Origin of the sequence: Streptomyces sp. NPDC006733, from assembly GCF_040636125.1 — a bacterium.
GTDB lineage: Bacteria > Actinomycetota > Actinomycetes > Streptomycetales > Streptomycetaceae > Actinacidiphila.
Genome location: NZ_JBEYJD010000015.1, coordinates 35,909 through 51,300 on the forward strand (window position 1 = coordinate 35,909; position 15,392 = coordinate 51,300).

Genomic DNA, 15,392 nt, shown 5'->3' on the forward strand with positions numbered 1-15,392 from the left:
CCTGCCCGACGGCGGTGCCCGTGGCTATGGCCGCGGGCACCGCCGTCGCATGTCACACCCACCCGTTACGGTTCGCTCAAAGGCCGTGGCAGGGGGCTGCCAGGTGTGAGGGGGCACGGCAGTGGGTGGCGAGGCGGGCATGGTGACGGTGTCGTACGCGGAGGGGTGGGATCTGTCCTCCGCCACCGCTATGGGGCCGCTCTCGCGGTCCGAGGCGGAGGCGCGGGATCTCGCGGGGACGCCCTATGCGCTGGTCTACCGGCTCGAGGGCCGGAAGGCGCCGGTCGAGGCGCAGTTGGTGGCCTGGGGCGACCACTACGTGGGTGGGTGGGCGTACGACGATCACGGGCGCCGGACCCGGGAGGCGGACTGGCGGTTGCTCGAACCGGAGCGTCTGTTCCTTCGTCATCTCGCCGAGTGGCGTTACGACTCCCCGGCGCAGGCCGAGTTCGCGCGGGATGTATGGCGCACCAGGACGGAGCTCTCCCCCGACAGCACCGGCCGCACCGTGTCCGAACCCCAGGGAGATCTGGGCTCGGCGCGTCATACTCCTGCCGACGTAACCGCAGCGGACCGCTGGCGCGGCAGAGCGGGTTTCGGTGTCCGCGGCGGAGGGAGCCTGCTCTTTTCGCATCCGTCGCTGGTCGATCGGGACGTCACGTACCAGGACGCCTCCGAGGCGGTGCCCGAACCGCCGCCAAGCGCTCCCGCTCCCTGGGTGCCGCCGCGCCCGGCGCAGCCGGTCCACCTGCGTGAGCTCTTCGAGCCCGGAACACGCCTCGCGACGCGGCACCAGCCCGAGATGACGGTCGGAGCGCTCCGGGACATCGCGGCACTGCGGGTCCCCAGCGGCAGGCTTGCCGTCACTGATCCCCTCACGAGGGGCCGGACGGCCTGCCGTGAGCTGTCGGAGCGGATACCGCCCGGTGTGTACCCGCTGCAGACCGCCGTGGTCGCGTACGAGGGGGAGTACGAGGACCAGCGCTTCCCGGTCGAGGAGGAGGTGGCCATCCGTCTGCTGATCGACGGGGAGCCGCCGGTCTCCTGGGAACTGGCGCTCGCCGACGGCGATGATGCCCGGCTGCTGCGCGAGGGCGAGTTCTTCGGATTCGACACCGACAGCGCCGCAGGATGCTTCGCCGACGCCTCGGAATGGGACCTGCTCGCGGGCAAGTACCGGCGCTTCCTCGTGGACGGCCACGACGACGAGGGAGAGAGCATCGGCGAGGCATACATACGCACTTCTCACGAGGCCAGTGGCACCGACCTGGTGTCGTTCTACACCAGCGGGGACGGGACGTTCCCGGTCTGGCTGGGGCGCTCGGGCTCCGGAGAGCTCGTGTCTGTGGTCGTCGTGCGCGATTTCCTTCCCGACCTGGTGGTCCTGTGAGCACCTAAGGTCCGCGGCGGAGGGGGCCCGGGCCGCTCCCGGGAGGGGCGGGCGCGGCGCTCGGAATGCCGGTGCGCCCGTATCTGACGGACTGTATAAAGATCATCTTCGAGTCGCCTCAAGGGCGCGGCTCAATTTCGTTCAACAGGGTGGGGACCAAGGATGTTGTTGAGAAGAATCTGCAGGGGGGTGACGGTTGCGACAGCGGCGGCCGCGCTCGGCCTTGGTGGGGCGGCGGTCTCGCACGCTTCCGATCAGCTGGAGGTCCGCTACGCGGGAAGCGTGCAGGGCGACTACGGGACCTTGGAGATCAGCGCGCGCTCCGGAGTCGACGTCAGGGAGATCACGGCGCATCTGACCTCGGACGTCAACCAGTCGGAGGTGGCCGACGTTCGGTTCAAGGACCTCCGGCTCTTCTCCGGTACGCCCGAGGACGGCGTCTGGCGCAGCAGGAAGCCGCTGAAACTGCGAACGATCGGCAGCTATCGCATCGACGTGGAGGTGACGGACGCTGACGGCGCTCACGTGCTGCGACAGTCGGCCGGAATCCTCTCCTACTTCGTTGTCCCCCAGGTGGGACCGCTGAGCGTCGACCGCAGCTCGATCGACCGCGACCACCGCGATGTAGAGGTGAAGGGGACGCTGTACGGACGGTGGCCCACGCGTGAGGTCAAGCCCCTGGCGGCACGCAAGGTTGACATCGAAGTCGACTATTGGCCCCAGGCCACCGTGTCCACCGATGCGCACGGCCGGTTCCGCACCTCGGTGCGACTGGACAATGCCGCCCAGATCCAGGCCGTCTTCCGCATGGATGGCGGTACCCCAACCGTGTTGTACGGATCGTCGGAGCCTGTGCAGATCGGTGTCGAGCAGACTCCCACGCGTTTCACAGCGACGGTCGACAGGACCGACGTCAACTCCGGCCAGTCCGTCAAGCTGAGCGTCGCCGTCGAGCAGAAGACTGCCGGCGGATGGGTCCCGCTCGCAGGGAAGTCCGGCGGTGTCCTCTTCGGTGCCGATGAGTACCAGACGGACGAGGTGGGCGGGTTCACCACAGCCGAGGACGGCACGTTCACCATGGAGTACACGCCGTGGCGGGCCGGGTACTTCCAGCTGGCGCTGAACACCAACGGCGACCCGTTCCTCCAGGCGTCGACGGGCACGAGCACCGTCGTGCGTGTGCACGCCGGCGCGCAGTTCACGGCCTTCACCGCAGGGCGCTCGGAGACCGGCCAGGTCCACGCCGAGGGACTCATGAACTTTCCCGACGGGTCGAACCCGAGCACGATCCTCGTCGACGTCCAGTACTCGCCCGACGGGACCGAGTGGACGACCGTCGCCACGAACGAGGCGTTCTGGGACGGCAGGGGCTACGCGTTCGCCGCGGATGTCGACCGGAGCGCGGGCGGCTCCTACCGGGCGGTATTCGCCGGAGGCGAGGTCTTCCAGTCGGCCACCTCGCAGAGCGTGTACGTCGCGGGGTCGGTGTAGCGACGGTCTGCCGCCCGCCGTCGCTGGAAAATGGGTTGGTGCGGGGTGGTGGGGCTCGTACGGTTTTGGGTGTGATGGATGTGGGGGGTGCGTCGGGCCGGCGGTTCTGGGAGGCGACGGCTGAGGTCGAGTCTCTGGTGTGGGACGGCGATGAGCTGCTCGACGTGGTCGGGGGCGGGCGCCGGTGGGGGGCCGATGGGGTGGAGCGTCCCTCCTCGTTCATTCATGACTACCCGTTCGACCGGGGGATCGTCTCCCCGTCCGGCCGCTTCACCGTCGTCTACGCCGAGCGCGGCACCGAGGCGCTGCTGCTCGAGGGCGATCAGCTGGTCCGGGAGCTGGAGCGCGATGACGAGATCGCCGAGGACTTCGACTATCCCGTGGCGCTCGGGGCGCTGCGGGACGGCCGTGAGGTTCTGGTGCACTGCCCGCGGGAGCGCGGCACCCTGGAGATCGACGACCTGGAGACGGGCAAGCGGCTCACCCACGGTGTGCGCCGGCCCCGGGACGTCTTCCACTCCCGGCTGGCGGTGAGTCCTGGTGGCAGGTACCTCATGTCGGCCGGCTGGTTGTGGCATCCGTACGGGATCGTCGAGGTGTTCGACCTGGACGACGCGCTGGCGGACTCCGCCGTGCTCGACGGCCAGGGCGTGCTGCCCGCGGACGGTGGCATCGACGACGAGGTGCGGGCGGCCTGCTGGCTCGACGGGGACCGTCTGGCCGTCTCGACGGAGGGGCGGACCCGGCAGTTGGGCGTGTGGTCGCTGTCGGCGGGCCGGTGGCTCTGCCGGAACAGCGTCGACTTCAGCCTCGGCACGCTGGTCGCCCGGGGCGAGACGGTGGTGTCGCTGCACGGGCACCCGCGGCTGGTCGAGGTCGCGACGGGGGCCGTGGTGGCGGAGTGGCCCGCCGTGGAGGTGTCCCTCAGGGAGGACAGCTTCGGGGCCACCCACATCCCGACGCCTGTCGTGGCCCTGCACCCCGACGGTTCCCGGCTGGCCGTCGCCCAGCCGGACGGCATCGCGGTCATCGATCTCCCGGGACGCTGAGCGCGCACACGCGTGAGGCCCCGGTGGGATGGAAATCCACCGGGGCCTCTGTACGGGAAGGGCAGGTGTTCGGTGATCGGGTACCGCCAGGTCAGATCAGGTCCATCGCGGCCACTTCGTCGGGACGGCCGTAGCTGACCGGTCCCTGGAAACGCTTGCGCGCGGTGGCGAACCACCAGACGGTTGCGATGATCAGCACGACACCCAGCGCGATCGGTGCGTAGTTGAACGTCGTCGAGTTGATCGGGGACGTCTGCGGCAGCATGAACAGCACGCTGCTCAGGGAGATCCAGGTCACCGCGACGATGCCGACGACCTTGCCGTAGCGGCCGAGGTTCCACGGGCCGGGCACGAACTCGTCGCCCAGGCGCAGCCGCAGGAAGATGGGCACGGCGTAGGCGAGGAACAGGCCCACCACGTTGACGCTGACGATGGCCGTGAAGGCCGTGTGCGACCACCAGCCGGGCAGGACCAGCACGATGGAGCACGCCGCCGCGAGCCATACCGCCTTGACGGGCGTACGGGTGCGCGGGGAGACCGAGTGCCACCACCGCGAGCCGGGCATCGCGCCGTCACGCGAGAACGCGAAGATCTGCCGGGTATTGCTCGTCATGTTGGCCAGGCCGCAGAACAGCATGGCGCCGATCACGATCAGCAGCAGCAGTTTGGCGGTGCCCATGCCGAGCGCGTCGATGAGAATCTGCACCGGCGGCGCGGCGGAACTGGCTTCCGCGGCGTAATCGCGGATGGCGTAGACCAGGGCGAGCATGAGAATGAGGCCGATACCCGCCGAGTAGGCGATCGACCGCATGATGCCCTTGGGCGCGTTGACCGTCGCCTGCACGGTCTCTTCCGACATGTGGAAACTGCCGTCGAAGCCGGTGAAGGTCCAGCTGGTGACGAGCAGGCCGAGCATGGCGCCGTAAATCCCGTTGGAGAAACCGGTGTTGTTCTCGAAATGCGTGATGAAGGAGGCCGACTGGTGGTGGTCGGGTATGACGGTCAGGCAGACGACGATCACGACCATGCCGATGAAGAGCCACCACACGGATATACGGTTCAGCACCGCGATCAGCTGCACGGTGTAGGTGTTGGCCAGCGCCTGCAGCAGCAGGATCAACGCCGTGATGCCCACGGTGCGCTGCGCCGTCACTTCGTAGTCGTTCCACTGCATCGCGATGAAGGCCTGGATGAACGTGGCGGCCGCGTAGCCGGTGGCGGCGGTACCGCCGACCTGGCCGACGAAGTTCAGCCAGCCGGTGTACCAGGACCAGGCGCCGCGGTGCCGCTTGGCGAGCTTGCCCGCGGAGAAGTACAGCGCGCCACTGGTCGGATAGGCGGAGGCGATCTCACCCATCGAGGCGCCGACGAACAGCACCATGATGGACACGCCTATCCAGCCGAATATGAGAATGCGCGGCCCGCCGGCCGCCATGCCGAATCCGAAGGAGGAGAAGATTCCGGCGATGATGTTGATGATCGTGAAGGAGATTGCGAAGTTGTCGAAAGCGCGGAACCGTCTGGTGAGCTTCCGCGGGTAACCCATGGCATGCAGCGTCGCGTCGTCGTCGAGGGGGGCGGCGGGCGCTGGTGGACGAAGAGGTTTCGTGTGTGAAAGAGATCTGTGCTCGGTCACAACGACAGCCTTTCTGAGGGGTAGGTGACGGAGGGGGACTTCGTCGTGCGGGGTGGAACGGAAATGGTTCAGGCGGCACTCGGTACCGGTAGTCCACAAAGTTTTCTGGCCCTGGTCAGCTGTTCCTCGGGTGCGCCGAACGCACTCCAGGGCATGCGGGACGCGTACGGTCCCGATGCCGTGAGGACTTCCCTCGCCTCGAATTCGAGTTTGCCCATGACCAGGGCGTGCGCCAGGTACCCCAGGTCGAGGACCGGGGTGAAGCGGTACTTGGCCGTCTCGGGGAACCAGTGGGTGTAGATCCCCATCGTGGTCGCCTTCCACTGCGGCTGCTCCCACGTGCGGTCCGCCAGCAGTGCGTTGGCGTCGTAGTCCTCGACGAGCGCCACGAGCGGCAGCAGCCGCAGGGGCGAGGAGGTCGGGGCGCGGTGGCTGAGGAACGAGGCGACGTCCCACCGTGCGCTCGCCGAACCGCCGTTGCGGGTGAAGAAGAAGGCCAGGAACCGGTGGTGCGCCTCGCGGTGCCAGGGGTCCAGCCGCAGGATGTGGGCGAACAGGTACCAGGGGCCGGTCGGTTCCGTCAGCAGCCCGCGCGGGGCGGGGTCGCGGGGCCGCTGGAGCCGGGTCAGCGCCAGTTGGGTCACCCAGGGGGTCGGGTCGGTGGGGAGCAGTTCCGAGGCCCGCTCGCACGCGCCCTGCGCTATGCGCAGCAGCGCGCCCTCCCGCAGATCGCCGGCGTCGGCCATCCGTAACGCGCGCAGCATCGCGACCCGCGCCCACAGCAGCGCGGACTCGGCGTTCGGTTCCTCGGCCAGCCAGCGTTCCGCGAGGTCGGAGTCTGCTGCCTCGGAGGCGAGTACGAGGGACCGGTGGGCCCGCACTTCGAAATCCCCTCGGGTCTCCTTCAGGATCTCGCTTGCGCTGAGGTACCGCCCGGCCTTCACATCCATGCACGCTCGCGCCAACTGACGATCATCGGCCGCCGGATGCCACACGTACTGCCCCTCGAACGAGCCAGCAGTCACTATCCCCCTCCAGATCCCGCAGACGACACCACTCGCACCCGCACATTCCGGTCATCTGAATTCAGCCTGACCCTATGGAATCAGCCACGTACCTTCCGTAGATCCATCCGTAGCGGGTCACACCCTACTCATCATCAACTCGTATAGAAACCAGTCGTCCGGAGTAACTGCTTCCGTGCCAATTGCCCCCTCCCGCAAAGGAGTAGGGGGTGCTCGGCGTAGCGGCACGCCGGACGTCCGAGCTGTCGGAGAATAGGATGCAACATGTGCCTCTGGCATATTCACGCCCGATGGGAATGTCGACACCGAGCACTTCCGACCGACGCGGCCCTGGCGATGGCACGCCGCTGACCTGCGTTCTTCGGGGGCACACCGCTGGGAGCGCGCCCATGCGGAACGGGCGCGAACGTGAGGGTGTCCACGGGTTGGACATTGGGTGGCGGGTGCCGCCTTGCGTTTACATTTCAACTAGTCGGAGTCGAAGTCGCGCTTTCTCGCGGTGACTTCAGAATCCTTCCGCTGTGCGCGTAGTCGTGGACGACGTCCCGGGCGGCGGCTCCGCGCCCTCGACACCGGGGTGACCCGGGCTACGACCTACCGCGTCCGACGCGCGGCGTAGCCGACGTCGTGCTCCAGGAGGGAGCGGATGCCCCCAAAACGCGCCAATGTGGCTGGACTTCAACATTCCGCCCACCCGCGCGACCCCGTGCGCTATCGCGAGGGCTCGTCAGGACCCGTGAAGTCGGGGCTCGAGAAGTCGGGGCTGGAGAAGTCCGGGCTGGAGAATCGGTGCCGGGGCGCCGGGGATTCCTCGGGGCCGGGGCTGCTGAAGTCCGGTCGCGAATAGCCGAGTCGGGGCATCCGTGAGGGCTGGGTGCCGTTGGTGCGCGGAGGCTCGAAGTCCGGGTGCGGGGCCAGGGCGGCGTTCGTCCTGGCGTCGGCGAGGAAGGGCAGGACGCCGCGCTCGCGCAGCGCGCGCCGCCACGCCTCGCGGGCGGCGGCCACCTCCGGCGGCAGGGAGTCGGAGTCGTCGTCATGGATGGCGCCCGCGCTGTCGCGCAGGGCGGTGAGGAGCAGACCGACCATCCCGACCAGGATGCCGCAGCCGGTGACGCCCGCGAAGAGCCAGCCGGCGGTGCGCAGTGGTGCCGCGATGGCGGGTTCCGGCGTCATCGCGTGCAGGACGTAGCCGATCAGCAGGAAGATGAGTGCGGCGGTGCCCGCCAGGATGGGCGTCAGCACGGCGACCACGGCGAACAGCCCGGCGCCGGAACCGGCGGAGTCGGCCACGCCCATGGCGGCGTAGCTGAACGCCCGGTTGTCGGCGGCGGACACCGGGTCCGTCCGCTGGAGGATGGCGGACTCCTCCAGGGCCTCGCGAATCCGCTCGCGGACCTTCAGGTACTGCTGGTACTCCGGGGCGGCGCATGCCGAGATGGCCTCCGCGGCGCTCAACGCCATGGTGCGGAGCTGCTCGGTGTTGAGCATGCCGTCATGCCCACCGTGCCCGTGGTGCTCTTCGTGCCCGGTGTCCGCGGTGTGCAGTGCGTCGTCGAGGACTCGTTCGAAGTCCGGGCGGTCTTCGTTGAGCAGGTGTGGAGCGCTGTTCATGTGCATCCCCCGATGCTCCGTCTCCGGTGCCTCCCCGCTCCGTGGAGCCGGTCGGCCGGTGAAGCGGAGGAGAGCGTGCCTTACGGATACAGCGATGGTAGAGCGCGGAGGTCAGGGGGTGACAGAGTGCTTCCCGGAAATCTGGTCGTCAGGAAAGCGGCGGGAGTTCGGCGACCAGTAGCCGGCCGTCCATGGTTACGCCACCGTCCATTGCCAGAGCCAAGTTCTCCGCGTAGGCCATGGGGCCATTGACGACCGGGGTGCGTTCCTCCCCGTCCGCGGTGTATTCGCCGCCGACCTCGCCGAGCAGGTACGGAATGGGGCTGTGACCGTGGACGACCTGCCGGCCGCCGTAGGTGTCGAGCAGTTCGCGGGCGGCCTGGGCGCCGTTGTCGCCGCGGAAGGCGAAGCGCTTGGTGAGCTTGCGGAACAGGTCCCAGCATTCGTCGGCGTCGCCGCGCTGGAGGATGCCGGTGATGGCGTCGTTCATCGCGTCGATGGTGGTGCCGTAGTCGAGGTACGCGGTCGTGTCGGAGTGCAGCAGCAGGTGACCGTCGGTCAGATGGGCCGCGTCCAGCCGGGACATCCACGTCAGGTGGCGGTCCTCCAGCCGGTCCATGTCGGAGGGCTGGCCGCCGTTGAGCCGCCAGGCGGCGAGGAACGAGGCCGTGCCGCCAGTGGAGTTGACGGGGGTGTCGCCGAAGCGGTGGGCGCCGAGCAGCAGCAGCTCGTGGTTGCCCATGATGGCCTTGGCGTAGCCGCCCGCGGCGGCCGCCTCGGCGGAGAGCTGCATGACGAGCTCGATGACGCCGATGCCGTCCGGGCCGCGGTCGGTGAAGTCACCGAGGAACCACAGCCGGGCGGTCCCCGCCGACCAGTGGCCTTCGGCGTCGATGAGGCCCTGGGCGTGCAGCGCCGTCCGCAGCTCGTCGATGTACCCGTGGACGTCCCCGACGACGTAGAGCGGCCCTGGCCGGTCCGCGTCGACGGGAGTTATGACCGGGAGGTCGTGGGCGGTGGGGGTGTAGTCGTCCGGCACCAGCCGGGTGTCGAGCTGCGTCGCCTGGTACCCGGCGGGGGGCGCGGCGGGCGCCTGGGTCGGCACCGGCGGCGCGGCGACCGGGGCGTCCTGACCGAAGGCCGCCTCGTGACCGAAGGCCGCGTCGGCCGCGAAGGGCGCGTCGGCGCCGAAGCCCCCACCCGCGGCGAACGCCGGGCCGGAGCCGAACACGGGATCAGTGGCGAATGCCGGATCGCTGGCGAAGGCCGGTTCGGCGGCGAACGCGGGATCGGCGGCGAACGCCGGGTCGGCGGCAAAGGCCGGTCCGGGATCGACAGTCGGTCCGGGATCGAGAGCCGGTCCGGCGTCGAAAGCCGGACCGGTGCCGAACGTGGTGTCCGCACCGAACCCGGCAGGGGCGCCGAACGCGTCGGCGGAACCGTACGTCCCGTCCGCGGGACCGTACGAACCGTCGCCGGGCGCGGTCGCTCGACCGGTCTCCCGGTCGCCTTCCGGTCCGGCCTCAGGACCCGCGTCCTCACCTGCCGGACGCCAGCTCACCGTCGCCTTGAGCACGGGCCCGTGACCTGCCCCCTGTGTCATCGACCCCTCCACCATCGTGCCGCCATCCGCCCATCATAGGAATGACGCTGTCGTGGTGTGACATACCTGGGTGCCGGGTTTTCGGCTGGTACCGACAAACACCCCCTAAATCGGCGTCCTGGGGCGGTCCGGCAGCCGATTCGGGTTCCGCTCGGGCAACTGTGCCTACTCCTGGGCCCGCTCCGTGCCGACTCCCGGACCGGCTCCGTGCCGACGTCCGCACAGCTTTCGGCACGGTTTTCGGACGGAGCCGGGCACGGAACCGGGCAGCGAGCCAGGCACGGAGCCGGGCACGGACGTCCGCGCGGGGTTCCGGTTCCGGATCCCCGCGCGGACCTCCGCGACGCCTCAGCTCCCGGACGGACCGCGCGGCGGGCTGACCGTGGTGCGGTGCGTGCGGCGTTGGGAGGAGGTGCGGACGATGAGGTCCGTCTGCATGATCTGCTGGACGGGTTGGGCGGACCCCACGCCCTCGATCGCGTCGATGAGCAGCTGGACCACAGCGGTGCCGATCTTCCCCGGTTTGAGGGACAGCGTGGTGATCGGCGGTTCCGTGCTCGCGTAGACGCTGCTCTCGCTGCAGCAGACCAGCAGCAGATCGTCCGGCACCCGCAGCCCGTACCGGCGGGCGGCGGCCAGCAGGTCGGTGCCGTTGGGGTCGAACAGGCCGTAGACGGCGTCGGGCCGGTCCGGGCGGGCGAGCAGCCGGTCGGCGGCGATGGCGCCCGCGCACGGATCGTGGGCGGGGTAGGACTCGTAGACCGGCTCCTGGCCCACCCGCTCGCACCATTGCAGGTACGCGGTGGTGGAGAGCCGGGTGTAGGTGTCGGTGCTGGTGCCGGTGAGCAGCCCGATCCGGCGGGCTCCGGCGTCGGCGAGGTGGTCGAGGATGCCGAGGACGGCCTCCTCGTGATCGTTGTCGACCCAGGCGTGGACGGGGAGGCTGCCGGCGGGCCGGCCGTCGCTGACCACCGGCACGCCCTGGCGGACGAGTTCGATGACGACGGGGTCGTGGTCGGAGGGATCGATGACCACGGTGCCGTCGAGCGCGACGTTGCTCCACACGTCATGGCGTGAGGAGGCGGGCAGAATGACCAGGGCGTAGCCCCGGGCGAGGGCGGCCGAGGTCGCGGCTCTCGCCATTTCGGCGAAGTACGCGAACTCGGTGAACGTGAAGGGTTCCTCGCCGTACGTGGTGACCGTCAGGCCGATGAGGCCCGATCGGCCGGTGCGCAGTGTGCGGGCGGCCGCCGAAGGGCGGTAACCCAGCCGTTCGGCGACCTCCCGGACATGGCGGCGGGTGGCGTCGGGCAGTCGGCCCTTGCCATTGAGTGCGTCGGAGACAGTCGTGATCGAGACACCGGCGGCAGCGGCGACATCTCTGATGCCTGCCCGCTCGAGCCGGCGTCCGATGGGCCGGCTCGCCTGGTGGTTCCCTGCTGCTGTCATGGCGACCCGATAGTAGGGCGGGGTTGGTCCGTCCGCTGAGGTCCCGAAAGAGCATTCTGACAATACGTTTCTGCAAGATCGAAACGGCATTGTGAGAAGGAAAGTGCAGCTCACAAGCGCTTTCCGGGGTTCGCCCTCGGCCTCATGAGGACGATCTTCCGTCCATTGGTTCGTATCCCTCGGAGGTATCAACTCACTCCTACGAGGGATGCGCACCACCGCGCGCGCCACCCGCGTGCGATGTGGCGCACGGCACTTTCCCACGCCCTCACGCCCCCTCGTATGGTGTGGTCATGACCCCGAAGCTGCGCGCGGAACTGGACGGCATCCCCACTTACAAGCCCGGGCGACCCCCGGCTGCGGACGAGGGTGCTCCGACCTACAAGCTGTCCTCCAACGAGAACCCCTTCCCGCCGCTGCCCGGCGTGCTGGAGGCGGCCACCGCCGCCGCGGGTTCCTTCAACCGCTACCCGGACGCGGCGTGCACCGGGCTGACCGCCGAGCTGGCGCACCGCTTCGGCGTGCCGGTGACGCACATCGCGACCGGCACGGGCTCGGTCGGCGTCGCGCAGCAGCTGCTGCAGGCGACCGCGGGCCCGGGCGACGAGGTCATCTACGCCTGGCGCTCCTTCGAGGCGTACCCGATCATCACGCGGATCAGCGGTGCGACGCCGGTGGAGGTGCCGCTCACCGACGGTGAGGAGCACGACCTGGACGCGATGGCCGCCGCCATCACCGACCGGACCCGGCTGATCTTCCTCTGCAACCCCAACAACCCCACGGGCACCGCCATCCGGCGCGCGGAGCTGGAGCGCTTCCTCGACCGGGTGCCGTCCGACGTGCTCGTCGTCCTGGACGAGGCGTACCGCGAGTTCATCCGGGACGCCGAGGTGCCGGACGGCGTCGAGATCTACCGCGACCGCCCGAACGTGGCGGTGCTCCGCACCTTCTCCAAGGCGTACGGCCTGGCCGGCCTGCGGGTGGGCTTCGCCATCGCGCACGAGCCCGTCGCCGCGGCGCTGCGCAAGACCGCGATGCCGTTCGGGGTGAGCCAGCTCGCCCAGGACGCGGCGGTCGCCTCGCTGCGCTCCGAGGAGGCCCTGCTGGAGCGGGTGGCCGGCCTGGTCACCGAGCGGGACCGGGTCGTCGGGGCGCTCGCCGCGCAGGGCTGGAACCTCGCGGAGACGCAGGCGAACTTCGTCTGGCTGCGGCTGGGGGAGCGCACCTCGGACTTCGCCGCGGCGTGCGAGCGGGTCGGCGTGACGGTCCGCCCGTTCGCGGGCGAGGGCGTGCGGATCACCATCGGCGAGCCCGAGGCCAATGACCTGCTGCTCAACACCGCCGATGAGTTCCGCAAGGAGCTGTAGCCGGGGTACGGACCGGGGGCGCCGTGCCGCCCGCCGGTCCTCTGCCATGGGCCTCTTCGCCCCCTTCCACCCCCCGGTGGGAGGGGGCGAACTGGTGTGCGCGATACTTAGCTTGTGAATGCGTTCACTTTCACAAGCGAACGTGTATGGGCGAGAAGCCCAGGTTTGGACAGGTACAGGTAAGGAGTCGTGAGGTGCAGCTCTCGCTGGAGACCGTCGACGTCGCGCGATGGCAGTTCGGCATCACCACCGTCTACCACTTCCTCTTCGTCCCGCTGACGATCAGCCTCTCCGCGCTGACCGCCGTCCTGCAGACCGCGTGGGTCCGGACCCGGAACGAGAAGTACCTCAGGGCCACCAAGTTCTGGGGCAAGCTCTTCCTGATCAACATCGCCATGGGCGTGGCCACCGGCATCGTGCAGGAGTTCCAGTTCGGGATGAACTGGTCGGACTACTCCCGGTTCGTCGGGGACATCTTCGGGGCGCCGCTCGCCTTCGAAGCGCTGATCGCGTTCTTCTTCGAGTCGACGTTCATCGGGCTGTGGATCTTCGGCTGGGACAAGCTGCCGCAGCGCATCCACCTGGCCTGCATCTGGATCGTCTCGATCGGCACGATCCTGTCGTCGTACTTCATCCTGGCCGCGAACTCCTGGATGCAGCACCCCGTCGGCTACACCTACAACAAGGTGACCGGGCGGGCCGAGCTCACCGACTTCTGGGCGGTCATCACCCAGGAGACCACCCTGGTCGTGGTCTTCCACACGATCACCGCGGCCTTCCTCACCGGCGCCGCATTCATGATCGGTATCTCCGCCTACCACCTGGCGCGCAGGAAGCACATCGCCGTGATGCGCACCTCGCTGCGGCTCGGCCTGACCGTCGCCGTCGTCGCGGGGCTGCTCACCGCGATCAGCGGGGACTCGCTGGGCAAGGTCATGTTCAAGCAGCAGCCGATGAAGATGGCCGCTGCCGAGGCGCTGTGGGACGGCGAGGGGCCGGCCCCGTTCTCGATCTTCGCCGTCGGCGACGTCGACAAGGGCCACAACCGGGTCGCCGTCGAGGTGCCCGGGATCCTCTCCTTCCTGGCCGACGGCAACTTCTCCTCGTACGTGCCCGGCATCAACGACGTCAACAAGGCCGAGCAGCAGAAGTACGGCCCCGGCGACTACCGGCCGAACATCCCCACCGCCTACTGGGGCTTCCGCTGGATGATCGGCTTCGGGATGACGTCCTTCACCGTCGGCCTGGCGGGGCTGTGGCTCACCCGGCGCAGGCTGTGGGTCGCCGAGGAGCACCGCACCGGCGAGGACGAGGCGCCGAAGCTGATGCTCACCAGGGACAGGCCGTTCGGCGACCGGTTCAGCGCCTGGTATTGGCGGATCGCGGTCTGGACGATGGTCTTCCCGCTGCTGGCCAACTCGTGGGGCTGGATCTTCACCGAGACCGGCCGCCAGCCCTGGGCCGTCTACGGGCTGCTCCGCACCTCCGACGCGGTCTCCCCCAACGTCTCGACCGGCGAGGTGTTCGCGTCGCTGATCGCCTTCACCCTGCTCTACGCGGTGCTCGCCGTCGTCGAGGTCAAGCTGCTGCTGAAGTACGCCAAGGCGGGACCGCCGGAGCTGACCGAGTCCGACCTCAACCCGCCCACGAAGATCGGCGGCGATCCCACCGACGCCGACCGGCCCATGGCCTTCTCGTACTGAGAGGAAGGAGCGCGCCATGCACCTGCACGACGTCTGGTTCGTACTCATCGCCGTCCTGTGGACCGGCTACTTCTTCCTGGAGGGCTTCGACTTCGGGATCGGGATCCTGACCAAGCTGCTGGCCCGCGACCGCCCCGAGCGCCGCGTGCTGATCAACACCATCGGACCGGTCTGGGACGGGAACGAGGTGTGGCTGCTCACGGCGGGCGGCGCGACGTTCGCGGCCTTCCCCGAGTGGTACGCCACGCTCTTCTCCGGCTTCTACCTGCCGTTGCTGATCATCCTGCTCTGCCTGATCGTCCGCGTCGTCGCCTTCGAGTACCGCTCCAAGCGCTCGGACGACCGCTGGCAGACCAGCTGGGAGCAGGTGATCTTCTGGGCCTCGCTGCTGCCGTCCGTGCTGTGGGGCGTCGCGTTCGCCAACATGGTGCGCGGGGTGAAGATCGACGTGAACAAGGAGTACGTCGGCACCTTCGGGGACCTGCTGAACGTCTACTCGATCCTCGGCGGGCTCGTCACCCTCACGCTCTTCACCTTCCACGGCGCGGTGTTCGCCGCGCTCAAGACGGTCGGCGACATCCGGACGCGGGCCCGCAGGCTTGCCTTCCGGCTGGGCATCGCGGCCGCGGTCCTCGCGGTGCTCTTCCTGGGCTGGACCCAGCAGGACAGCGGCGACGCCACGACGCTCGGCGCGCTGATCGTCGCCGTGGTGGCGCTGGTCGCCGCGGTCTGGATGATCCGGATCGGACGGGAGGGCTGGTCGTTCGTCTTCTCCGGCGTCACCATCGCGGCGTCGGTGGCGATGCTCTTCCTGGCGCTCTTCCCGAACGTCATGCCGTCCTCGCTGAACGACGCCTGGAACCTCACCGTCACCAACGCCTCCGCCACGCCCTACACGTTGAAGATCATGACGTGGTGCGCGGCGGTCGCGACGCCGGTGGTGCTGATCTACCAGGGGTGGACGTACTGGGTGTTCCGCAAGCGGATCGGCACCCAGCACATCGCGGAAACCCACTGAGTCCCCCGTCGCCCGAGTCCCCGTCGCCCGAGCCCCCAGCCACCTGAGCC

11 protein-coding genes are annotated in these 15,392 nt (G+C 69.1%); 6 read left to right on the forward strand and 5 right to left on the reverse strand.

Features of this window, described 5'->3' with window-relative positions:
* The first annotated feature begins 121 nt into the window (after positions 1-121).
* From ABZ721_RS15440 to ABZ721_RS15450, 3 genes are all read left to right on the forward strand, one after another.
* The gene (locus ABZ721_RS15440; protein WP_358789122.1) at positions 122-1,390 is read left to right on the forward strand and encodes a DUF4241 domain-containing protein; all 1,269 of its coding nucleotides are present in this window, start codon (positions 122-124) and stop codon (positions 1,388-1,390) included.
* A 189-nt stretch (positions 1,391-1,579) separates the two neighbouring features.
* Positions 1,580-2,881: a hypothetical protein gene (locus tag ABZ721_RS15445; protein WP_358789123.1), complete on the forward strand. Its 1,302-nt coding sequence runs from the start codon at positions 1,580-1,582 to the stop codon at positions 2,879-2,881.
* 74 nt (positions 2,882-2,955) lie between these two features.
* Positions 2,956-3,930 carry a WD40 repeat domain-containing protein gene (locus ABZ721_RS15450; RefSeq protein ID WP_358789221.1) on the forward strand — a complete coding sequence of 325 codons (975 nt, stop codon included), beginning with the start codon at positions 2,956-2,958 and terminating at the stop codon, positions 3,928-3,930.
* Between the two features lie 91 nt (positions 3,931-4,021).
* Here ABZ721_RS15450 and ABZ721_RS15455 read toward each other — a convergent pair whose 3' ends face one another.
* The 5 genes from ABZ721_RS15455 to ABZ721_RS15475 form a co-directional block, all read right to left on the reverse strand.
* Complete coding sequence (locus ABZ721_RS15455) at positions 4,022-5,476, reverse strand: amino acid permease (RefSeq protein ID WP_358789124.1); 1,455 nt, start codon at positions 5,474-5,476, stop codon at positions 4,022-4,024.
* Positions 5,477-5,634: 158 nt separating this feature from the next.
* Positions 5,635-6,591: a hypothetical protein gene (locus ABZ721_RS15460; protein ID WP_358789125.1), complete on the reverse strand. Its 957-nt coding sequence runs from the start codon at positions 6,589-6,591 to the stop codon at positions 5,635-5,637.
* 711 nt (positions 6,592-7,302) lie between these two features.
* Positions 7,303-8,202: a hypothetical protein gene (locus tag ABZ721_RS15465; protein ID WP_358789126.1), complete on the reverse strand. Its 900-nt coding sequence runs from the start codon at positions 8,200-8,202 to the stop codon at positions 7,303-7,305.
* A 148-nt stretch (positions 8,203-8,350) separates the two neighbouring features.
* Positions 8,351-9,307, reverse strand: coding sequence for a metallophosphoesterase (locus ABZ721_RS15470; protein ID WP_358789222.1), 957 nt, complete (start codon positions 9,305-9,307; stop codon positions 8,351-8,353).
* Between the two features lie 846 nt (positions 9,308-10,153).
* Positions 10,154-11,254, reverse strand: a complete 1,101-nt coding sequence (locus tag ABZ721_RS15475) for a LacI family DNA-binding transcriptional regulator (RefSeq protein ID WP_358789127.1) — start codon at positions 11,252-11,254, stop codon at positions 10,154-10,156.
* A 293-nt stretch (positions 11,255-11,547) separates the two neighbouring features.
* Here ABZ721_RS15475 and hisC point away from each other — a divergent pair, with 293 nt between their 5' ends.
* The 3 genes from hisC (at position 11,548) to cydB (ending at position 15,342) form a co-directional block, all read left to right on the forward strand.
* Positions 11,548-12,621, forward strand: coding sequence for a histidinol-phosphate transaminase (gene hisC, locus ABZ721_RS15480; protein WP_358789128.1), 1,074 nt, complete (start codon positions 11,548-11,550; stop codon positions 12,619-12,621).
* A 194-nt stretch (positions 12,622-12,815) separates the two neighbouring features.
* Positions 12,816-14,324 carry a cytochrome ubiquinol oxidase subunit I gene (locus tag ABZ721_RS15485; protein WP_358789129.1) on the forward strand — a complete coding sequence of 503 codons (1,509 nt, stop codon included), beginning with the start codon at positions 12,816-12,818 and terminating at the stop codon, positions 14,322-14,324.
* 16 nt (positions 14,325-14,340) lie between these two features.
* A complete protein-coding gene (gene cydB, locus ABZ721_RS15490; protein WP_358789130.1) occupies positions 14,341-15,342 on the forward strand; it encodes a cytochrome d ubiquinol oxidase subunit II in 1,002 nt (333 codons plus the stop codon).
* Positions 15,343-15,392: the final 50 nt, after the last annotated feature.

Coding starts and splice junctions, on each gene's coding strand:
- ABZ721_RS15465 (WP_358789126.1), bottom strand. CDS start 8,202: ATGAACAGCGCTCCACACCTGCTCAACGAAGACCGCCCGGACTTCGAA.
- ABZ721_RS15455 (WP_358789124.1), bottom strand. CDS start 5,476: ATGGGTTACCCGCGGAAGCTCACCAGACGGTTCCGCGCTTTCGACAAC.
- cydB (WP_358789130.1), top strand. CDS start 14,341: ATGCACCTGCACGACGTCTGGTTCGTACTCATCGCCGTCCTGTGGACC.
- ABZ721_RS15450 (WP_358789221.1), top strand. CDS start 2,956: ATGGATGTGGGGGGTGCGTCGGGCCGGCGGTTCTGGGAGGCGACGGCT.
- hisC (WP_358789128.1), top strand. CDS start 11,548: ATGACCCCGAAGCTGCGCGCGGAACTGGACGGCATCCCCACTTACAAG.
- ABZ721_RS15475 (WP_358789127.1), bottom strand. CDS start 11,254: ATGACAGCAGCAGGGAACCACCAGGCGAGCCGGCCCATCGGACGCCGG.